Raw genomic sequence first — 20,918 nt, forward strand, 5'->3', positions numbered from 1 at the left:
TGGGACCGGTTTCGGTCCTGCCGCGTCGCTGGAGGAGGTGGGTCCGGTCACTGGGACCGACGCAGGGACCGAACACGGCCAGGCGGAGCAGCCCGAGGAGACACCGGAGGAGACGACGTCCGAGCGCAACGCCCGCTTCGAGCGGGACGCCCTGGGCTTCCTGGACCAGATGTACTCGGCGGCGCTGCGCATGACGCGCAACCCCGCCGACGCCGAGGACCTGGTGCAGGAGACCTACGCGAAGGCGTACGGCTCGTTCCACCAGTTCCGTGAGGGCACCAACCTCAAGGCGTGGCTCTACCGGATCCTCACGAACACCTTCATCAACTCGTACCGCAAGAAGCAGCGCGAGCCGCAGCGCAGTGCCGCCGAGGAGATCGAGGACTGGCAGCTCGCGCGCGCCGAGTCGCACATGTCGACCGGGCTGCGCTCCGCCGAGTCGCAGGCGCTCGACCACCTGCCCGACTCGGATGTGAAGTCCGCGCTCCAGGCGATCCCCGAGGAGTTCCGTATCGCGGTCTATCTCGCGGACGTAGAGGGCTTTGCGTACAAGGAGATCGCGGACATCATGGGTACACCCATCGGCACGGTGATGTCCCGGCTGCACCGGGGCCGCCGTCAACTGCGCGGCATGCTTGAGGACTACGCGCGTGACCGCGGACTCGTCCCGGCCGGTGCCGGAGAGTCGAACGAAGCGAAAGGCTCGGGGTCATGAGCTGCGGCGATGCGCACGAGACGGACTGCGCGGAAGTACTCGATCATCTCTACGAGTTCCTGGACCGTGAGATGCCCGACAGCGACTGCACCAAGTTCGAGACGCACTTCGAGGAGTGCTCCCCGTGCCTGGAGAAGTACGGCCTCGAACAGGCCGTGAAGAAGCTGGTCAAGCGGTGCTGCGGCCATGACGACGTACCGAGCGACCTGCGCGCCAAGGTGATGGGCCGGATCGACATGATCCGGTCCGGGCAGAGCGTGTCCGACGAGGACATCACCGCCCCGGGCAGCACGGTCCAGGGCAGCACGGTGTCCGCCGAGGGCGCCTGACTCTCCCCGCCGCACGCGCCGCGGGCCTCGGCGCCAACCGGCGCGCGCGCACCGTCACCCGAAGGTGCTAATCCGCCCCGCTGAAACCCGGCGAATCCGCCGATGCCACCCCCGCGCCACCCCGCCCGTTCTATTCTCCGGAGCCTGAACGGGCGCGCCCGGCCCCCGAGTTGGCCGGGCCAGGGGAGCCCAGGGGAGGAGAGCGCATGCGGTCGGTTCCGGTGCGGGCCCGCGCGTACATCCTCTGCGCCGGCCTCGGAGCCCTGCTCTGCGCCGCCCCCGCCCTCACCCCGCACACCCCCTGGCCGGCCGTCGCCCTGCTCGCCGCGCTCTACGCGGGCTGCGAGCAGGTGCCCCGCTGCCGGTTCCTCGGCCGCCACGCGCCCCAGGGCATGGGCACCTTCTTCCCCGTCCTGCTCGCAGGAGCGTTCCTCCTGTCGCCGGGCGCCGCGGCCCTGGTCGCCGTGCCCGGCGCCCTCCTCGCCCGGATCGACCGGGCGCCCGCCTGGCTCCGGCGCGGCTGGCACGCCGCCCAGCTCGCCCTCGCCACCTGGGCGGCGGCCCACGCGTACCGGCTGGCCGGCGGGCCCGCCGCGCTCGCCCGGGACGACCTCGCGGGCGGCGGCCCGCACGCGGCGCCCGACTTCCCGTACGCCCTCGTGCCCGCCGGGGCCGCCGTGCTGGTGTTCTGCGCGGTGCTCACCCTCCTCGACGGCGGCATCCTCGCGCTCGCCGAGCGGGTGCCCGCGCGTACGGCCTGGCGCGGACTCTTCGCGCGCTCCCTCGCGCCCGTCGTCGTGCACGGGCTCGCCGGGCTGATGATGGCGGTGCTGTGGCGCAGCCCGTACGGGCCGTTCGCCGCGCTGCTCGTCCTGCTGCCGATGTACCTCTCCTGCTGGGTGTTCGCGCAGTACCACCGCGAGCGCGCCGCCCACCAGGCCACCATCCGCGCGCTGGTGCAGGCCGTCGACCTCAAGGACGGCTACACGCGCGGCCACAGCGAACGCGTCGGCCGAGCCTCCGTGCTGATCGCCCGTGAACTCGGCCTGGCCGACGAGCGCGTGGAGGCGCTGCGCTTCGCGGGCATCCTGCACGACGTCGGCAAACTCGGCGTCCCCACCCGGCTGTTGCGCAAGGACGGACCGCTCACCCCCGAGGAGCGCCGGGTCATCGAGCTGCACCCCGAGTACGGGCACGAGATGGTGCGCGGCATCGGCTTCCTCGGCGAGGCGCGCGCCGCGATCCTGCACCACCACGAACGTCTCGACGGCACCGGTTATCCGTATGGCCTGGTGGGCCGTCAGATCCCCGAGTTCGCCCGGGTGGTGGCGGTCGCGGACGCGTTCGACGCGATGACGTCGACCCGCTCCTACCGGCGCGCCCGCCCGGTGGCGACGGCCGTCGGCGAGCTGGAGCGGTGCGCGGGTACGCAGTTCGACCCGCGGATGGTGCAGGCGCTGGTCCGCGCGCTCGACCGGCACGGCTGGCATCCGACGGTCACCGCCGACGATCCGGAAGGCGGCCGGGAGGGCAGTCGGGAAGGCGGTGCGAAACACGATCCGGAACGCCGTCCGGACGGCGATGCGTGCGGTGACGCGAACGGTGACGCGTACGGCGTGCCGGCCGCGCGGTCCGGGGCGCCGCGCGCCGGAAGCCCCTCATGAGACCGCGCCCGCGAAAACGCTGCCGCACCGGCCGGGCCACCCTCGCCCTCGTGCACTGCGGCGCCGGCGTCCTCAGCGCGCTCGCCGTCGCCTCGACCCTCTGGCACGGCGTCGACCAGCGCGGCACCGCTCTCGCCTTCGGGCTGCTCATCGCGGTCGGCGAGCTGGCCCGCTGGGGCGGCCCCGGGGACGGCGAACGCGAACCCGCGCCGCTGGCCGCCGCCGGCGCCCTCGCGTACGCCCTGCTCGGCGAGAACGCGGGCCTGCCCACGCACCACGGCGTCCTCCAGGTGATCGCCGTCGCCGTCGCCGGCGGTCTCGTCGGCTCCGTCCCGCACGTGGCCACCGGGCGGGGCCCCTCGCTCGACCACATGACGCGCCGCGTCCTCACCGTCGGATTCGCCGCCGCCCTCTTCCAACCCCTCTACAACGAGGGCACGTTGTACGGACTCCTCAGCCCCGGGCCCGGATACGCCCTGTGGCTCGTCTGCGTGCTCGTCCTCACCGCGCTGTGCGACGGCGTGCTCGCCGCCGCGCTGGCCCGCGCCCGTACCGGCTGGCCGTTCGGACCGCTGCTGCGGGACGAGCTGCGCGCCATGCTCGGCGTCGGGTCCGCGGTGTGCGCGTCCGGCGTGGTCATGGCGCTCGCCGTCGCCGTCGCGGGCCTGTGGGCGCTGCCCGTCTTCTCGCTGCCGCTGCTGCTCACGCACCTCTCGTTCCGCCGGTACGCGGCCGTGCGCACCACCTACCGGCAGACCATCACCTCGCTGGCCCGCGCCACCGAGATCGCCGGATACACCCCCCAGGGGCATGCCCGCAGGGTCGCCGTGCTCAGCCGGGCCGTCGGCCGTGAGCTGGGCCTGTCGGAGCCCGATCTGACCGTCCTGGAGTACGCGGCCCTCATGCACGACATCGGACAGCTCTCGCTCGTCGACCCGGTGCCCTCCGGCGCCACCGCCCTCCTGCCCGAGGCCGAGCAGCGGCGCATCGCGCTGCTCGGCGGTGCCGTCGTCCGGCAGACCGGCGTGGACGCCGCCGTCGCCGTCGTCGTGGAACACCAGGCGGACCCCTATCGCGAGCAGCCGCTGACCGCCCGTATCGTGCGGGCGGCGAACGCGTACGACGAGATGGTGCGCGACGAGGGACCGGGAGGCCCGCTCACGGCCCTGGAACGGCTGCGCCTGGCCACCGGCCGCGACTACCAGCCCGAGGTGGTCGAGTCGCTGGCCCGCGTACTGGCGCGCGGCGGTCTTATGCTGCCCTCCGCTGGGTAACCCATGGGTAATGAGCGGCCGTCCGACCGTCCGTGGTTGGATGCGAAGGAACGGTTCGACAGGCGCTTCGGCGAGCGGATCGGCGAGCGGTTCGGCGAGAGAGTGAGAAGGGTGTCCGGGGACACAGGCCTTGGCGGTGTCGGGGCGGGGAAGGAATCCGTGCCCCCCGGTGAGGACGGCAGGCGGGAATCGTGAGGATCTTCGGCAAGGGACGGCACCGGCCCTCCGCCTCATGGCGGCAGGCCACGGACCGCGCGTTCACGCTCATCGGCGACGGACGGTACGAGGACGCGGGCGCGCTCCTGACCCGGGCCGCCGATCTCGAACCCTGGCTGTCGGAGTCCTGGTTCAATCTCGCGCTGCTGCACAAGTTCCGGCACGACTGGGAGCAGGCGCGCGCCGCGGGCCTGCGGGCCGTCGCGCTGCTCGACCGCGAGACCGGCGCTCCCGACTGGTGGAACGTGGGGATCGCGGCCACCGCGCTCCAGGACTGGCCGCTGGCCCGCCGCGCCTGGCAGGCGTACGGCCTGCGGGTGCCCGGCGGCCGGCCGAGCCAGGGCGGGTCCCTGGGCGAACCGACCGGGATGGAGCTGGGCAGCGCGGCCGTGCGGCTTTCGCCCGAGGGCGAGGCCGAGGTGGTCTGGGGCCGGCGCCTGGACCCGGCCCGGATCGAGGTCCTGTCCATCCCGCTGCCCTCGTCGGGCCGCCGCTGGGGCGAGGTCGTCCTGCACGACGGCGTCCCGCACGGCGAGCGGACCACGGCCGCCGGGCACGCCTACCCCGTCTTCGACGAGATCGAGCTGTGGGCCCCCTCGCCCGTGCCCACCTGGGTCGTCCTCCTGGAAGCCGACGACGAGGAGGACCGGGACGCCCTGGAGACGCTGGCCGCCGACGCCGGTTTCGCCGCCGAGGACTGGTCGTCGTCCGTGCGGCTGCTGTGCCGGATGTGCTCCGAGAGCCGGATGCCCAGCGACGAGGGCGACGGGGAGCACCTCGACCCGCACGACCACAGCGAGCCGGGTCACCCCGGGCCGCTCGGCCACCGCACGGACGGGCAGCAGTGGGTGCCGGAGCGCGAGTGCGGGATCGCGGCGCCCGCGTCCCTGGTACGCGGTCTGCTCGACAGCTGGGTCGCGGACAGCCCGGACACCCGGGACTGGCGCGATCTCGAAGAGGTCTGCTGAATCCGGTCAGGGGTCCGATGGCCGGGGAACCGGCGGGGGCCGCGTGCCCGGCGCCGTAAGGTGTACGGGCATCACGATTCGAAGGTTTCCAGGAAGGCATACGGCGGCGATGGCGCAGCAGGACACCGAACAGGCACCGGCCGGGGTGCTCCCCGTGGACGACGAGGGCTTCGTCATCGACACGCAGGACGGCGAGGAGCGCGAGGCGGCCTACGTGGAGCGCGGCACCTCGCGACCGATCACCGTCGTGGGCAACCCGGTGCTGCACAAGGAGTGCCGGGACGTCACGGTCTTCGACGGCGAGCTGGAGCAGCTGGTCGCCGACATGTTCGCCAGCCAGCGGACCGCCGAGGGCGTGGGCCTGGCCGCCAACCAGATCGGCGTCGACCTGAAGGTCTTCGTGTACGACTGCGGGGACGACGAGGGCGTACGGCACGTGGGCGTGGTGTGCAACCCGGTGCTGACCGAGCTGCCCGCCGACCAGCGCCGCCTCGACGACTCGAACGAGGGCTGCCTGTCCGTACCGACCGCGTACGCCGAGCTGGCCCGGCCCGACTACGCCGAGGTGACCGGGCAGGACGAGAAGGGCAACCCGGTCAAGGTACGCGGCACGGGGTACTTCGCCCGCTGCCTCCAGCACGAGACGGACCACCTCTACGGCTACCTCTACATCGACCGGCTCTCCAAGCGGGACCGCAAGGACGCGCTGCGGCAGATGGCCGAAGGCACCCCTCGGTACCCCGTGGTCCCCAACGAGTGAGACCGCGCACGGGCGTCTGACGGAGCGACAACTGCGCTTCGTGGCGCGGTAGTTGCGCGGGCGCACCCCTGTGACACCATGGCGGCGCCCCTCCGGGAACGGCATCCGGAGGGGCGCCGCCGTCATGCGCGGGGAAGGATCGGACCACCAGTGATCCAAAATCAGTCACGTAAGGGGATTTTCCAGGCACCTTGGGGTAGTGAAGGGAGCAAATCTGTTCCCTGAACGGTCAGTTGTAGTGCTGAATAGAAAGCGCGGGGATACGCAACGGCGCGCGCCCGGCACAGCGGAAGGGGTGTCCGCGCATCAGGCAGCCGCATCAGGCAGCTGAGAGGGGTTTGTTCGTGCCTGCTTTCCCATACAGCACCACACCGACACAGACTGCGGTCCCACCGGCGCTCTCGCTTCCGGTGATCGAGGGTGCCTTTCCTCGCCAACTGCATCCGTATTGGCCCAAACTTCAGGAGAACACGAGGGAGTGGCTGCTCGAAAAACGTTTGATGCCGCCCGACAAGGTCGCGCGGTACGCGGACAACCTGCGCTACACGGACCTGATGGCCGGGTACTACATGGGCGCTCCGGACGACGTCCTCCAGGCCATCGCCGACTACAGTGCGTGGTTTTTCGTCTGGGACGACCGGCACGACCGTGACGTGGTGCACGGCCGCGCCGAGGCGTGGCAGAGCCTGTGTGTCCTGCTGCACGCGGCCCTTGAGTCACCCGGGCGCCACCTGTACCACGAAGATCCCCTGGTCGCGGCCTTCGCGGACAGCATGGTGCGGCTCTACTCGTTCCTCGGCGAGAGCTGGAACGCCCGTTTCGCACAGCACTTCCACGACGTGATCGACGCGTACGACCAGGAGTTCCACAACCGGACGACCGGTCGGGTGCCCGCGGTCGACGAATATCTGGAGCTGCGCAGGCTGACGTTCGCGCACTGGATATGGCTCGACCTCCTTGAGCCGACCGCGCGGTACGAAATACCGGCGAGCGTCCGCGAACATTCCGCGTACCGGCGGGCCGGAATCACCTGCCAGGATTTCGCGGCCTGGTACAACGACCTCTGTTCGCTGCCCAAGGAACTCGCGGGCGACGAATACCACAATCTCGGAATCAGTCTCATTCAGCACGAGGGAATGACGCTGGAGGAAGCGGTCGCCGAGGTTTACCGCAGGGTCACGGAATGCATTACCGAATTCCTCGCCGCGGAGCAGGAGGTGGGCCGTCTCGCCGATGAGTTGGCGGACGGAACACAGCGCGGCGACGCCCTGGCGCAAGCCGTCCGGCTGAACGTCTCCAATATGCGGAACTGGTTCAGCTCCGTGTACTGGTTCCACCACGAGTCCGGCCGTTACCGGGTCGACAGCTGGGCCGACCGGTCCACACCGCCCTACATCAGCGATCAGGCAAGCGATCAAGCAGGTGACGAATGAGCGTCGAACCCGGCCTCTCCACCACGGCCGGCCCCGACCGGGAGCCCCCGCCACCGCCGTACGCCCGGGGCGGCGCCCCGCTGCTCGGGCACGCCTGGAACCTGGCCCGCGACCCGCTCGCCTTCGTGGCCGCGCTGCGCGACAGCGGCGATCTGGTCCGGATCAAGCTGGGCCCCAGGACGGCGTACGCCGTATGCGATCCGGACTTGGTCGCGACGCTCCTCAAGAGCCCCGATTTCGCGGTCGGCGGGGCCCTGTGGGACACCATGGAAATCCTTCTGGGGAAGGGCGTGGCGACCAGTAACGGGGCGCTGCACCGGCGCCAGCGCCGCATGATCCAGCCGGCTTTCCGGCCGGACCGGATCGCCGAGTACGCGACCGTCATGGAGGAGGAGGCGCAGGCCATGGCGGGCCGCTGGGGCGCCGGCGACACCGTCGACATCGCCGACGAGGTGTTCCGTACGGCGGTGCGGATCGTGGCGCGGTCGCTGCTCCAGGTCGACTCGATCGACGAGCGCGCGGACCGGCTCAGCAGCTCGCTGCACGAGGTGTTCGGCGGGCTGTACCGGCGGATGATCCTTTCCATCGGGCCGTTCTACAAACTGCCGCTTCCCGCCAATCGGCGTTTCGAGCGCGCGTTGGCCGATCTGCACCGCCTTGTGGACGAGATCATCGCCGAACGGCGCGCTTCGGGCGCCGATCCCGGGGATCTGCTGTCGGCATTGCTGGCGGCAAAGGACGAGAATGGTGAAACGCTCAACGAACAAGAGGTTCACGACCAAGCGGTCTCGCTCCTCGTCGCGGGCGCGGAAAACGTTGCCTCGTCCCTCACGTGGACCTTCCAGTTGCTCAGTGAGCACCCGGAAGAGGAAAACCGGCTCTGCGCGGAGGTGGCGGCCGTCGCCGGTGACGGACCGGTCACTTTCGGCTCCCTGCCGAAGCTGACCCACGCGCGCAATGTCATCACCGAGGCGATGCGGATACGGCCCGGCGTATGGATTCTGACGCGGCGCGCGATGGCCGATACCGAACTGGGTGGGTATCGCATTCCGGCCGGGGCGGACATCGTCTACAGCCCCTATGCGATGCAGCGGGATCCACGTGCATTCGCACGGCATCTGGACTTCGATCCGGACCGCTGGCTGCCCGAACGGGCAGGTGACGTGGGGCAGTCGGCGATGATGCCGTTCAGCGTCGGCAACCGCAAGTGCCCCGGTGACCACTTCAGCCTCGCGGAGATGGCGATCATCCTGGCGACCGTGGTCCGGCGCTGGCGGCTGCGGGTGCTTCCGGAATCCGACGCGGCTCCCCGCATAGGCATCACCCTTCAGCCAAAGAGGCTGAGGCTCCGCGCCGAACCCCAGGTGACAGGGCCTGTCTGATCCCGTCCCCGATTCCGCCGGACCCCCGCGCGCGGTACGTGAGCCGGCGGGGGTCCGGCGGAATGCGGGACGGGATCAGTGGGCGGTCGCGGCGGCGGTCCCGGCGGTCGGGCCCCGGAAGGTGCGCCGGTAGGTGTGCGGGGTGGTGTCCAGCACTCTGAGGAAGTGGTGACGCAGCGTAGCCGCGTTGCCGAACCCGGCGCGACCGGCGATCGCGTCCACCGTCTCGTCGGTCCCCTCCAGCAACTCCTGGGCCAGCAGCACCCGTTGACGCAGGAGCCAGCGGTACGGGGTCGTCCCGGTCTCCTGCTGGAAGCGGCGCGCGAAGGTCCGGGGCGCCATGTGCGCCCGCTCCGCCAGGTCCTCCACCGTGATCGCCCGGTCGAGGTGGCGCCCCATCCAGGCCAGGACCTCGCCGACGGTGTCGCACGGTCCCTCCGGCACCGGGCGCTCGATGTACTGGGCCTGCCCGCCGTCCCGGTGCGGCGGCACCACCATCCGCCGGGCGAGCGCGTTGGCCACCTCGGACCCGTGCTCCTGCCGGATGATGTGCAGGCACGAGTCGATCCCGGCGGCCGACCCCGCCGATGTGATGACGGTGCCCTCGTCCACGTACAGCACATCGCGCTCCACCCGGGCGCGCGGATGCCGTACGGCGAGTTCGTCCGCGTGCCGCCAGTGCACGGCGCAGCGCCGGCCGTCGAGGAGTCCGGCCGCGCCGAGCACGAAGACGCCGGAGCACACCGACATCACCCGCGCGCCCCGCTCGGTCGCCCGCCGCAGCGCGTCGAGCAGCTCCGGCGGATACGTACGGGCGGTGTCCGTGCCCGCCGGGGTGACCGCGATCAGGTCGGCCGTCTCCAGCCGTTCGAGACCGTGCGGCACGGTCAGGCTGAACCCGGCGTGGGTCGACAGGACCGGGCCCTCGGCCGACGCCACCGCGAAGTCGTACACCGGCAGCCCCTGGTCGCTGCGGTCGAGCCCGAACACCTCGCACACCACACCGAGCTCGAAGGGATGCACCCCGTCGAGCAGTACCGCGACCACGTTCTTCAGCATGCCGGACAGTGTGCCGCACGCATGGCAGTAATTCGAGGGTCTACGGCAATTCTGCCACTGCCGGTGGGGTCGGGGGCGCGGCACAGTGGAGCCATGAACGCACTCCTGGACTACCTGACCGTCGCCGCCGTCTTCGTCCTCATGCTCGCACCGTCCGCGTACGGCCACCTGCACGAACGCCGAATAGACCGCCAGCTCAGAATCGCGGAGCGGTCCGGCACCGAAGCACCGGACCGCTCCCTCCACCTGGCCGCCTGAACGCTCCGCTGGTGGACCGGTGGGGAAGGTGCGGGCCGTGGGTGGCTGGTCGCGCAGTTCCCCGCGCCCCTTGAGGGGCGTCTCCTCGAACGGTGCTTGGAACTCGTCGTCGAACGACACCGAACCCACCACCGGAAGGTGCGGGTCGTGGGTGGCTCGTCGCGCCCACGCGGCGGAGCCGCACGTGTCACAGCCCCGCGCCCCTTAAGGGGCGTCTCCTCGAACGGTGCTTAGAACTCGTCGTCGAACGAAACCGAGCCCTCCACCGCCACCTGGTACGCCGAAGGGCGGCGTTCGAAGAAGTTCGTCAGTTCCTGGACTCCCTGGAGTTCCATGAACGAGAACGGGTTCTGGGAGCCGTACACCGGGGCGAAGCCGAGTCGCTGGAGGCGCTGGTCCGCGACGCACTCCAGGTACTGCCGCATCGACTCCGTGTTCATGCCCGGCAGGCCCTCGCCGCACAGGTCGCGGCCGAACTGCAACTCGGCCTCGACCGCCTCCTTGAGCATCGCCGTGACCTGCTCCTGGAGCCGGTCGTCGAACAGCTCCGGCTCCTCCTTGCGTACGGTGTCGACCACCTCGAACGCGAACGACATGTGCATCGTCTCGTCACGGAACACCCAGTTGGTGCCCGTCGCCAGACCGTGCAGCAGCCCGCGCGAGCGGAACCAGTAGACGTAGGCGAAGGCCCCGTAGAAGAACAGGCCCTCGATGCAGGCCGCGAAGCAGATCAGGTTGAGCAGGAACCGGCGCCGGTCCGCCTGCGACTCCAACTGGTCCAGCTTCTCGACCGAGTCCATCCACTTGAAGCAGAACTCGGCCTTCTCACGGATCGACGGGATGTTCTCGACCGCCGCGAAGGCCGCCGTCCGGTCCTCCGGGTCGGGCAGATAGGTGTCCAGGAGCGTCAGATAGAACTGGACGTGCACGGCCTCCTCGAACAGCTGACGGCTCAAGTACAGCCGCGCCTCGGGGGAGTTGATGTGCTTGTACAGCGTGAGCACCAGGTTGTTCGCCACGATCGAGTCGCCCGTCGCGAAGAACGCGACGAGGCGGCCGATCATGTGCTGCTCGCCCGGCGACAGCTTCGCGAGGTCGGCGACGTCCGAGTGGAGGTCGACCTCCTCGACGGTCCACGTGTTCTTGATCGCGTCCCGGTAGCGCTCGTAGAAGTCCGGGTACCGCATGGGCCTGAGCGTCAGTTCGAACCCCGGGTCCAGCAGGTTCTTCTCGGTGGTCATCACTGGCATGCCTCGCAGGACTCGGGGTTCTCCAGGGAGCAGGCGACGGCGTCCGCGTCGGGCGCCTGCTGCACGGGGACGGGGGCGGTGGCCTGGGCGGCGCGGGCGATCCGGGTCGCCGGGCGCGAGCGCAGGTAGTACGTCGTCTTCAGGCCCCGCTGCCAGGCATACGCGTACATCGAGCTGAGCTTCCCGATGGTCGGCGTCTCCAGGAACAGGTTCAGGGACTGCGACTGGTCGAGGAACGGCGTGCGGTCCGCCGCCATGTCGATGAGGCCGCGCTGCGGGATCTCCCACGCCGTGCGGTACAGCTCCCGGACCTCGGCGGGGATCCACGCGAAGCCCTGCACCGAGCCGCTGGCGTCGCGCAGCGCCTCACGGGTGCGCGCGTCCCACACCCCGAGCCGCTTCAGGTCCTCCACCAGATAGGCGTTGACCTGGAGGAACTCCCCGCTCAGCGTCTCGCGCTTGAAGAGGTTGGAGACCTGCGGCTCGATGCACTCGTACACCCCGGCGATCGACGCGATGGTCGCGGTCGGCGCGATGGCGAGCAGGAGCGAGTTGCGCATACCGGTCGTGGCGATACGTTCCCGCAGGGCCGCCCAGCGCTCGGGCCAGGTCAGCTCGGCGCCGTAGTGGTCGGGGTGCAGCACGCCGCGCGCGGTCCGGGTCTTCTCCCAGGCGGGGAGGGGGCCGCTGCGCTCGGCGAGGTCCGTCGACGCCTCGTACGCGGCGAGCATGATCCGCTCGGCGATCCGCGTGGACAGGGCGCGTGCCGCGGCCGAGTCGAAGGGCAGCCGCAGCCGGAAGAAGACGTCCTGAAGGCCCATCGCGCCGAGACCCACCGGGCGCCACTTGGCGTTGGAGCGGCCGGCCTGCTCGGTCGGGTAGTAGTTGATGTCCACGACCCGGTCGAGGAAGGTCACGGCGGTCCGTACGGCGTCGTCCAGGCGCTCCCAGTCGATGCCGTCGCCGGTGCCGGGCGTGACGAACGCGGCCAGGTTGACCGAGCCGAGGTTGCAGACGGCCGTCTCGCCGTCGTCGGTGACCTCCAGGATCTCCGTGCACAGGTTCGAGGAGTGCACGGTGTGGCCGGGTTCGGCGGTCTGGTTCGCGGTGCGGTTGGCGGCGTCCTTGAACGTCATCCAGCCGTTGCCGGTCTGCGCGAGGGTGCGCATCATGCGGCCGTACAGGTCCCGCGCGGGGATCGTCTTCCTCGCCAGGCCCGCGGCCTCGGCGGCCTTGTACGCGGTGTCGAACGCGTCGCCCCACAGGTCGACGAGGTCGGGTACGTCGGCCGGCGAGAACAGCGACCAGTCGGCGTCGGCGGCGACCCGGCGCATGAACTCGTCGGGGATCCAGTGCGCGAGGTTGAGGTTGTGGGTGCGCCGGGCGTCCTCGCCGGTGTTGTCCCGCAGCTCCAGGAACTCCTCGATGTCGGAGTGCCAGGTCTCCAGGTAGACCGCGGCGGCGCCCTTGCGCCGGCCGCCCTGGTTCACGGCGGCCACCGACGCGTCGAGGGTCTTCAGGAACGGGACGATGCCGTTCGAGTGGCCGTTGGTGCCGCGGATCAGCGAACCCCGGGCGCGCACCCGGGAGTAGGAGAGCCCGATACCGCCCGCGTGCTTCGACAGGCGGGCCACCTGGTGGTAGCGGTCGTAGATCGAGTCCAGCTCGTCCAGCGGGGAGTCCAGGAGGTAGCAGGACGACATCTGCGGGTGGCGGGTGCCGGAGTTGAAGAGCGTGGGGGACGAGGGCAGGTAGTCGAGGCGGCTCATCAGGCCGTACAGCGCGGCGACCTCGTCCACGGCGCGGGCGCTGTCGTCCTCCGCGAGGCCGGACGCGACGCGCAGCATGAAGTGCTGCGGGGTCTCCACGACCTTGCGGGTGATCGGGTGCCGCAGCAGATAGCGGCTGTGCAGGGTGCGCAGCCCGAAGTAGCCGAAGCGGTCGTCGGCCGCTTCGGTGTGCTGGTCGACCAGCGCGTCGAGACGCTTCGCGTGGAGGGTGACGAACGCCGCCGTGCGGTCCGCGATCAGGCCCTCGCGGTGACCGGTCGCGACCGAGTCCGAGAAGGAGCGCACGCCCTGCGAGGCGGCCTCCTCGGCGATGGCGATGGTGAGCAGCCGGGCCGCGAGCCGGGAGTAGACCGGGTCCTCGGAGATGAGACCGGCGGCCGACTCCGTCGCCAGCTCCCGCAGTTCGGCTCCGTCCGCGCGGGCGGAGCGCCCCCGCAGCGCACCGGCCGCGACGCGTCCCGGGTCGGCGCCGGGAAGGTCGGCCGTCAGGGCGGTCAGGGTCCGCAGCAGCGCGGCACCGGGACCGTCGTCCGCCCCGGTCGCGGTGGCCGGAACAGTCGCATTCGCCAAAACGGTCGCTGAGGCCGGATCGGCTGGCGCGATGGTCACGTGAAGCTCTCCCTCGCTCGGCTCTGGGCCTCGGAAGCGGGGGCGGGGCACGCGGGCGTACCCGCGTACGGCGGTGCGCCGCGTCCACCGACCCATTCCACGGGGCCCGGACGTCGTGTCGGTACCCGGACCGGTCGGACCGGGTACGCCGTCGGCAGGTCATCGGACTCACGGGCACGCGAATGCGGACCAGTACACCGTTGCGGGACAGTTCCGGACTTGCACCGGATTCCCCTGCGGCGACAACGAGCACGAGCATACATCTTGTGTCGGCCCGGGGAAGCACCCCCACATGTTGTGTCGGACGTCATGATTTTCGGGGTTCAGCAGCAGCGGAACCCCTGCCGGGGATCGGTCTCCTGGCGGTCGGTCCGCTCCTTTTCGAAGGCCCGCCGGGACGGTACGGGCGCGTCCGGATGCTGTTTCCGTACGTGCGCCACGTACCGCTCGTACGCCGACTCGTCCGTCAACTCGCGTACGTACCACCGCATCCAGCGCAGGACGCGCACCCCCCGCACCAGCATCACGGCACCCGCTCGGCGTCGGCTGCCAGTTCCAGCTTCTCCTGCGGGGTGGCGAACAGGCCGTCCGGGGCGACGAGTTTCGACTCGACGTACGGCGTCTCGCTCAGCGTGCTCGCCCCGGGGTTCCGGAGGTGCCGGACGCAGACCCGGGCCGAGTCGGCGATCACGATCACGATGAGCAGTGCGAGGACGGCCGTGAGGACGCCGTCCACGGTGGAGTTGAGGACCACCGTGTGCATGTCGTCCATGCTCTTGGCGGGCGGCAGGACCTTGCCCGCGTCGATGCCGTCCTGGTAGTTCGCGCGCTGCTGGAAGAAGCCCACGCGCGGGTCGCTGGAGAACACCTTCTGCCAGCTCGCGGTGAGCGTCACCGTCGCGTCCCAGATCAGCGGGACCCCGGTCACCCACGCCCACTTGAGCCGCCCGGACTTCACCAGGAGGGTCGTGCAGACGGCGAGCGCGACGGCCGCGAGGAGCTGGTTGGCGATGCCGAAGACCGGGAAGAGCTGGTTGATCCCGCCCAGCGGCTCGTGCACGCCGACCCACAGGAAGTAGCCCCACAGCGCCACGACGACCGCGCTGGTCAGGGCGAGCCCCGGCTTCCAGCTGATGTTGCGGAACGGCTTGTAGACGTTGCCGAGCATGTCCTGGAGCATGAAGCGGCCCACGCGGGTACCGGCGTCCAGGGCGGTCAGGATGAAGAGCGCCTCGAACATGATGGCGAAGTGGTACCAGAAGGCGCGCAGCCCGTCCCCGGTGACCTTCGAGAAGATCTCCGAGACGCCGACGGCGAGCGTCGGGGCGCCGCCGGTACGGGACAGCAGCGACTGCTCCTCGACGGCCTTGGCGGCGGCTGCCAGGTCCTCCGGCGAGATCGAGTAGCCGAATCCGGCCACCGCCTGGGACGCGGACTGCACGGAGTCGCCGATGACGCCCGCGGGCGCGTTCATCGCGAAGTACAGGCCCGGGTCGATGACGCTGGCCGCGATGAGCGCCATCACGGCCACCGAGGACTCCATCAGCATCGACCCGTATCCGATCATCCGGATCTGGGACTCCTTCTGGATCATCTTCGGTGTGGTGCCCGAGGAGATCAGCGCGTGGAAGCCCGACAGGGCGCCGCAGGCGATGGTGATGAAGACGAACGGGAACAGCGAGCCGGCGAAGACCGGGCCGTCACCGCGCGAGGCGAAGTCGGTGACCGCGTCCATCTTCAGCGTCGGCAGCGTGAAGACCACGCCGAGCGCGAGCAGCGCGATCGTGCCGATCTTCATGAAGGTGGAGAGGTAGTCGCGGGGCGCGAGCAGCATCCACACCGGCAGCACCGAGGCGACGAACCCGTACACGACCAGCCAGATCACCAGCGTCGACGGGGCCAGCGTGAACGCCTCGGCCCAGGACGACTCGGCGACCCAGCGGCCCGCGACGAGCGCGAGGAGCAGCAGCGCGATCCCGATCAGCGAGACCTCGCTGACCCGCCCGGGGCGCAGGACCCGCAGGTAGAAGCCCATCAGCAGGGCGATCGGTACGGTCATCGCGATGGAGAAGGTGCCCCAGGGCGACTCGGCGAGCGCGTTCACGATCACCAGGGCCAGCACCCCGAGCAGGATGATCATGATGGCGAAGGCGGCGAGCAGCGCGGCGGCGCCGCCGAACGGGCCGATCTCCTCGCGGGCCATCTGCCCGAGCGAACGCCCGTCGCGCCGCGTCGAGAAGAACAGCACGACCATGTCCTGCACGGCCCCCGCGAAGATCACCCCCGCGACGATCCAGATGGTGCCGGGCAAGTACCCCATCTGCGCGGCGAGTACGGGCCCGACCAGCGGCCCGGCGCCCGCGATGGCGGCGAAGTGGTGACCGAGCAGGACGCGCCGGTCCGTGGGGTGGTAGTCGATGCCGTTGTCGAGCCGTTCGGCGGGCGTCGCCCGCGTTCTGTCGACCTTCAGCACGCGGCGCGCGATGAACTTCGCGTAGAAGCGGTAGGCGATGGCGTACGAGCCGAGTGCCGCCGCCACCATCCAGACGGCCGACACCTCCTCGCCCCGGGACAGCGCGAGTACGGCCCAGCCGGTGGCACCGACCAGGGCGACGAGGATCCAGACGACTACGGTCCGGGGAGAAGTGCTGCGCACGGTGGGGGTCCTCCCGTCCAAGATGAGACGGAAGGACCGTAGGACAGGAAGAGGACCCGCGCTACACCGCGCACCGAACCGGCTTCACCCGAAGGGCGATTGGCCGGTGGCCGGTTCGGTCAGTCGGTGGCCGGTCCGGTCAGTCGGTGGGCCTCTTGAGCCGCGCCACGAACTTGTACCGGTCGCCCCGGTACACCGACCGCACCCACTCCACCGGGCGGTCCTCGCCGTCCAGCGAGTGCCGCGACAGCATCAGCATCGGCAGCCCCACGTCCGTACCGAGCAGGCCCGCCTCGCGGGGGGTCGCGAGCGAGGTCTCGATGGTCTCCTCGGCCTCCGCGAGATGCACGTCGTAGACCTCGGCGAGCGCCGTGTAGAGGGAGGTGTACTTCACCAGCGAGCGGCGCAGCGCGGGGAAGCGCTTGGCCGAAAGGTGGGTGGTCTCGATCGCCATCGGCTCCCCGCTCGCCAGGCGCAGCCGCTCGATCCGCAGCACCCGCCCGCCCGCCGAGATGTCGAGCAGCCCGGCCAGCGTGTCGTCGGCCGTGATGTACCCGATGTCCAGGAGCTGCGAGGTCGGCTCCAGGCCCTGCGCCCTCATGTCCTCGGTGTACGAGGTGAGTTGGAGCGCCTGGGACACCTTCGGCTTGGCCACGAAGGTGCCCTTGCCCTGGATCCTTTCGAGCCGGCCCTCGACCACCAGTTCCTGGAGCGCCTGGCGGACCGTCGTACGCGAGGTGTCGAACTCGGCGGCGAGAGTGCGCTCGGGTGGTACAGGTGTGCCCGGGGGCAGAGTTTCGGTCATGTCGAGCAAATGCCGCTTGAGCCGGTAGTACTTGGGTACGCGCGCGGTGCGGCCCGCTGTCGCCGCTTCCGCCGTCGCGGACGTGCCCACCTCGGTCGTCTCGCCGGCCATCGTCCGCCTTCCCGGCTCCTGTGCTGCTGCCGTCACCGGCTCCTCCGTCTGTCGCGGCTCACATCGTGGCACGGCGCGAACTGAGCGGGCCGTGCCCCCTCAGGTGTCGGTCCGATAACGGACGTGACAGCCCTTCTTATACACCCTTGACACCCCTAAAGGTCTAGGCCAAGCTCCGGGTACTGGTCTACACCATTAAAGACCAGGTCCCAGTCCCACGAGCAGTTTCTCGTCGTAGGCAGCGCTGTGGGTGGGGGGTTGCAGGCATCCTGAGGAGGGTGACGTGAAGCGCAAGCTCATTGCGGCCATTGGCGTCGCGGGAATGTTGTTCTCGATCGCGGCGTGCGGTGGGGACGACAGCGGGGACGACACCAAGGACAAGAAGGCCGGGGCGGACGGCTTCAAGGGCCAGACCCTGACCGTCTGGGCCATGGACGGTTCCACGCCGCCCAACTGGACCAAGGACCTCACCGCCGAGTTCGAGAAGAAGACCGGCGCGACGCTGAAGTTCGAGACCCAGAAGTGGGACGGCATCCAGCAGAAGATCACCACGGCGCTCTCCGAGTCGACCCCGCCGGACGTCATCGAGGTCGGCAACACGCAGACCCCCGCGTACGCGTCCACCGGCGGTCTCGCCGATCTGACCGACCTCAAGGCGGAGATCGGCACCGACTGGACCGAGGCACTCAACAAATCGTCCGTCTTCGACGGCAAGCAGTACGCCGCCCCGTGGTACTTCGCGAACCGCGTCGTCATCTACAACAAGAAGGTGTGGGCCGACGCCGGCCTGAAGGACACCCCGAAGACGCGTGACGAGTTCTACAAGGCGCTCGACACCATCGGCAAGAAGACCAAGAACGAGCCGATCTACCTGCCGGGTCAGAACTGGTACTTCTTCGACGGCATCACCATCGGCCAGGGCGCCGACCTCGTGAAGCAGGAAGGCGACAAGTACGTCTCCAACCTCGCCGACCCCAAGGTGGGCGCGGCCATGGAGATCTACAAGAAGTACCAGTCGTACTCCAAGGCCCCCAAGGACAAGGACGAGGCGACCCCGCAGCAGGCCGAGGTCTTCGCCAAGGGCAACGTCGGCGCCTTCATCGGCATGGGCTGGGAGGCCGGCACGGCCATCGCGGCCAACAAGAAGATCGAGAAGGACATCGGCTACTTCACCATCCCGGGTGAGACCGCCGACAAGCCCGAGGGCGTGTTCCTCGGTGGCTCGAACTTCGCGGTCGCCGCGGGCAGCAAGAAGCAGGAACTGGCCAAGGAGTTCCTGAAGCTGGCGCTGTCCGACAAGTTCGAGGGCGCGCTCGCCAAGGAGAACGGCGTCATCCCGAACAAGGAGTCGCTCCAGTCCAACCTGGCGGGCAACGGCGCGGCCGAGGCCGCCGCTCCCGCCGCGGCCGGCGGTGGCACCACGCCGCTGATCCCCGAGTGGGCCGCGGTGGAGAACAACCCGAACCCGATCAAGAGCTACATGACCGCGGTGCTGAACGGTAAGTCCCCGGCCGACGCGGCCAAGGACGTCGAGGCGGAGATCAACAAGCGCCTCGCCCAGACGAGCTGATCACCAAGCGCCGGGGGACGGTACGCCGCCGTCCCCCGGCGCGAGGGGTCTGTCGTCTGGGTCATGCCGGGCTCGCGGGGCCTGGCACCGCACCTCGCCGCGTTGTCGTCGGTCGCCAGGGCGCCGCCCTGACTCCCTCCTCCGCCTTGCGATGCACGGCGCCAGGCCCCGCTCCCTGATCCGGCCTGACCCAGACGACAGACCCCGTGCGTCCTACCGTTACACCACGGAAGAGATGACGAGCATGTCAGTGCAGACAGAACGCACGGACCCGGCGCGGGCGTCCGACGTCCGGAAGACCGGGGCGCCCCCGCCCCGCGATGTGGTGAGCCGAGGGAGAAGAGCGGGCGGCAGGTCGGCCCCGTATCTGCTCCTGCTGCCCGCGCTGCTCGCCACCGCGGTGCTGCTCGGCTGGCCGCTGGTGAAGAACGGCATCCTGTCGTTCCAGAACCTCAACCCGCGGCAGTTGATCCTCCACCTCACCGAGTGGAACGGGATCGACAACTACAAGGAAGTCCTCGGCAGCAGCGACTTCTGGAAGGTCGCGGGCCGGTCGGTCGTCTTCACCGCCGCCAACGTCGTCCTGATCATGGTGCTCGGCACCCTCATCGGACTGCTCCTCGCCCGGCTCGCCCGCCGGATGCGGCTGCTGCTCCTGCTGGGACTCGTCCTCGCCTGGGCCATGCCCGTCATCGCCGCGACCACCGTCTACCAGTGGCTGTTCGCCCAGCGCTTCGGCGTCATCAACTGGGTCCTGGACAAACTCGGCTGGCACTCGATGGCCGACCACAACTGGCTCGCCACCCAGTTCTCCACCTTCTCCGTGGTCACCCTGCTGATCGTCTGGCAGTCCATACCCTTCGTCGCGATCAACCTCTACGCGGCCAGTACGACGATCCCCAAGGAGTTGTACGAGGCCGCCTCACTGGACGGCGCCGGTGCCTGGAAGAGCTTCTCCTCGGTGACGTTCCCCTTCCTGCGGCCCTTCCTGTGGGCGACGACCTTCCTTGAGGTCATCTGGGTCTTCAAGTCCTTCGCGCAGCTCTTCGCGATGAACCAGGGCGGCCCCAACCGCCTGACCGAGACCCTGCCCGTCTACGCCTTCGTGGAAGGTGTCGGCAACCAGCACTTCGGCATGGGAGCGGCGATCTCGTTCCTCACCATCCTCATCCTGCTGGCCCTGACCGCCTACTACCTGCGCACCGTGATCAAGCAGGAGGAGGACGAGCTGTGAAGCGCTCCCTGTTCGCCAGGTTCTGGCCCAACGCGACGGCCGTCGCCCTCTTCGTCGTGTTCGTCTTCCCCGTCTACTGGATGTTCTCCACGGCCTTCAAGCCGACCGGCGACATCATCTCCGAGGACCCGGTCTGGTTCCCGACCGACGCCACCTTCGCCCACTTCAAGAAGGTGATCGCTGTCGACCAGTTCTGGACCCTGGTCGGCAACTCCCTGACAGTGACCGTCCTGTCGGTGGCCTTCTCGCTGATCATCGCCCTCATCGCGTCCTTCGCCCTGGCGCGGATGCGGTTCAAGGGGCGGCGCGGCTTCATCATCGTCTTCATGATCGCGCAGATGGCCCCCTGGGAGGTCATGGTCATCGCGATCTACATGCTGGTGCGCGACGCGGACATGCTCAACAGCCTGATCCCGCTCACCGCCTTCTACATGATCATGGTGCTGCCCTTCACGATCCTGACGCTGCGCGGCTATGTCGCCGCCGTGCCGAAGGAGCTGGAGGAGTCCGCCATGGTCGACGGCTGCACCCGTCCGCAGGCGTTCATCAAGGTGATCTTCCCGCTGCTCGCGCCCGGCCTGATGGCCACCTCGCTCTTCGGCTTCGTCACCGCCTGGAACGAGTTCCCGCTCGTCCTCATCCTCAACAAGGACATCGGAGCCCAGACGCTGCCGCTGTGGCTGTCCAGCTTCCAAACGGCCTTCGGCGACGACTGGGGTGCCACCATGGCGGCAGCGTCCATCTTCGCCGTACCGATCCTCATCGTCTTCGTCTTCCTGCAACGCCGGGCCGTCAGCGGCCTCACCGCAGGCGCCGTGAAGGGATAACGCCACCC

At 69.8% G+C, this 20,918-nt stretch carries 18 protein-coding genes and 1 riboswitch; of the genes, 12 read left to right on the forward strand and 6 right to left on the reverse strand.

All coding sequences use genetic code 11. The features are described from left to right. Positions 1–37: 37 nt before the first annotated feature. The 8 genes from sigR (at position 38) to ACIQNU_RS13445 (ending at position 8,741) form a co-directional block, all read left to right on the forward strand. Positions 38–715: an RNA polymerase sigma factor SigR gene (sigR, locus tag ACIQNU_RS13410; protein WP_401365343.1), complete on the forward strand. Its 678-nt coding sequence runs from the start codon at positions 38–40 to the stop codon at positions 713–715. Continuing rightward, positions 712–1,044 (forward strand): mycothiol system anti-sigma-R factor, encoded by a 333-nt coding sequence (gene rsrA / locus ACIQNU_RS13415; RefSeq protein WP_401365346.1) that lies wholly within the window; start codon positions 712–714, stop codon positions 1,042–1,044. Before sigR ends, rsrA begins: the two co-directional genes overlap by 4 nt. 206 nt (positions 1,045–1,250) lie before the next feature. Then, a complete protein-coding gene (locus ACIQNU_RS13420) occupies positions 1,251–2,708 on the forward strand; it encodes an HD-GYP domain-containing protein (RefSeq protein WP_401365349.1) in 1,458 nt (485 codons plus the stop codon). Then, positions 2,705–3,982, forward strand: coding sequence for an HD-GYP domain-containing protein (locus tag ACIQNU_RS13425; RefSeq protein ID WP_401365351.1), 1,278 nt, complete (start codon positions 2,705–2,707; stop codon positions 3,980–3,982). Before ACIQNU_RS13420 ends, ACIQNU_RS13425 begins: the two co-directional genes overlap by 4 nt. A gap of 191 nt (positions 3,983–4,173) precedes the next feature. Beyond that, complete coding sequence (locus tag ACIQNU_RS13430) at positions 4,174–5,166, forward strand: tetratricopeptide repeat protein (RefSeq protein WP_401365354.1); 993 nt, start codon at positions 4,174–4,176, stop codon at positions 5,164–5,166. A gap of 109 nt (positions 5,167–5,275) precedes the next feature. Beyond that, a complete protein-coding gene (gene def / locus ACIQNU_RS13435; RefSeq protein ID WP_401365356.1) occupies positions 5,276–5,926 on the forward strand; it encodes a peptide deformylase in 651 nt (216 codons plus the stop codon). 344 nt (positions 5,927–6,270) lie between these two features. Then, the gene (gene cyc1, locus ACIQNU_RS13440) at positions 6,271–7,359 is read left to right on the forward strand and encodes an epi-isozizaene synthase (RefSeq protein WP_401365358.1); all 1,089 of its coding nucleotides are present in this window, start codon (positions 6,271–6,273) and stop codon (positions 7,357–7,359) included. Continuing rightward, complete coding sequence (locus tag ACIQNU_RS13445) at positions 7,356–8,741, forward strand: cytochrome P450 (RefSeq protein ID WP_401365361.1); 1,386 nt, start codon at positions 7,356–7,358, stop codon at positions 8,739–8,741. Before cyc1 ends, ACIQNU_RS13445 begins: the two co-directional genes overlap by 4 nt. Positions 8,742–8,816: 75 nt before the next feature. On the opposite strand, the gene ACIQNU_RS13450 is transcribed toward ACIQNU_RS13445, so the two are convergent. Further along, positions 8,817–9,800 (reverse strand): helix-turn-helix domain-containing protein, encoded by a 984-nt coding sequence (locus ACIQNU_RS13450; RefSeq protein WP_401365364.1) that lies wholly within the window; start codon positions 9,798–9,800, stop codon positions 8,817–8,819. Positions 9,801–9,893: 93 nt separating this feature from the next. Here ACIQNU_RS13450 and ACIQNU_RS13455 point away from each other — a divergent pair, with 93 nt between their 5' ends. Then, on the forward strand, positions 9,894–10,058 hold the full coding sequence (locus ACIQNU_RS13455) for a hypothetical protein (RefSeq protein ID WP_401365367.1): 165 nt from the start codon (positions 9,894–9,896) through the stop codon (positions 10,056–10,058). Between the two features lie 230 nt (positions 10,059–10,288). Here ACIQNU_RS13455 and ACIQNU_RS13460 read toward each other — a convergent pair whose 3' ends face one another. The 5 genes from ACIQNU_RS13460 to ACIQNU_RS13480 all read right to left on the reverse strand — a co-directional run bounded on the left by ACIQNU_RS13460 (position 10,289) and on the right by ACIQNU_RS13480 (position 17,279). After that, a complete protein-coding gene (locus tag ACIQNU_RS13460) occupies positions 10,289–11,308 on the reverse strand; it encodes a ribonucleotide-diphosphate reductase subunit beta (RefSeq protein ID WP_401365370.1) in 1,020 nt (339 codons plus the stop codon). Continuing rightward, the gene (locus ACIQNU_RS13465; RefSeq protein WP_401365373.1) at positions 11,299–13,707 is read right to left on the reverse strand and encodes a ribonucleoside-diphosphate reductase subunit alpha; all 2,409 of its coding nucleotides are present in this window, start codon (positions 13,705–13,707) and stop codon (positions 11,299–11,301) included. The genes ACIQNU_RS13460 and ACIQNU_RS13465 overlap by 10 nt, the downstream gene beginning before the upstream one ends. Before the next feature lie 135 nt (positions 13,708–13,842). Then, a riboswitch (cobalamin riboswitch) is annotated at positions 13,843–13,979 on the reverse strand. A 51-nt stretch (positions 13,980–14,030) separates the two neighbouring features. Continuing rightward, positions 14,031–14,231 (reverse strand): YbdD/YjiX family protein, encoded by a 201-nt coding sequence (locus ACIQNU_RS13470; protein WP_401365376.1) that lies wholly within the window; start codon positions 14,229–14,231, stop codon positions 14,031–14,033. Next, positions 14,231–16,363, reverse strand: a complete 2,133-nt coding sequence (locus ACIQNU_RS13475; RefSeq protein ID WP_401365379.1) for a carbon starvation CstA family protein — start codon at positions 16,361–16,363, stop codon at positions 14,231–14,233. Before ACIQNU_RS13475 ends, ACIQNU_RS13470 begins: the two co-directional genes overlap by 1 nt. Positions 16,364–16,502: 139 nt before the next feature. Continuing rightward, the gene (locus tag ACIQNU_RS13480) at positions 16,503–17,279 is read right to left on the reverse strand and encodes a GntR family transcriptional regulator (RefSeq protein WP_401365640.1); all 777 of its coding nucleotides are present in this window, start codon (positions 17,277–17,279) and stop codon (positions 16,503–16,505) included. 283 nt (positions 17,280–17,562) lie between these two features. Here ACIQNU_RS13480 and ACIQNU_RS13485 point away from each other — a divergent pair, with 283 nt between their 5' ends. From ACIQNU_RS13485 to ACIQNU_RS13495, 3 genes are all read left to right on the forward strand, one after another. Beyond that, a complete protein-coding gene (locus ACIQNU_RS13485) occupies positions 17,563–18,849 on the forward strand; it encodes an extracellular solute-binding protein (RefSeq protein WP_401365382.1) in 1,287 nt (428 codons plus the stop codon). A gap of 244 nt (positions 18,850–19,093) precedes the next feature. Beyond that, positions 19,094–20,083, forward strand: coding sequence for a carbohydrate ABC transporter permease (locus ACIQNU_RS13490; protein WP_401365385.1), 990 nt, complete (start codon positions 19,094–19,096; stop codon positions 20,081–20,083). After that, positions 20,080–20,910 carry a carbohydrate ABC transporter permease gene (locus ACIQNU_RS13495; protein WP_401365388.1) on the forward strand — a complete coding sequence of 277 codons (831 nt, stop codon included), beginning with the start codon at positions 20,080–20,082 and terminating at the stop codon, positions 20,908–20,910. The genes ACIQNU_RS13490 and ACIQNU_RS13495 overlap by 4 nt, the downstream gene beginning before the upstream one ends. Positions 20,911–20,918 lie beyond the last annotated feature (8 nt).

This window comes from Streptomyces sp. NPDC091292 (assembly GCF_044757265.1).
GTDB lineage: Bacteria > Actinomycetota > Actinomycetes > Streptomycetales > Streptomycetaceae > Streptomyces.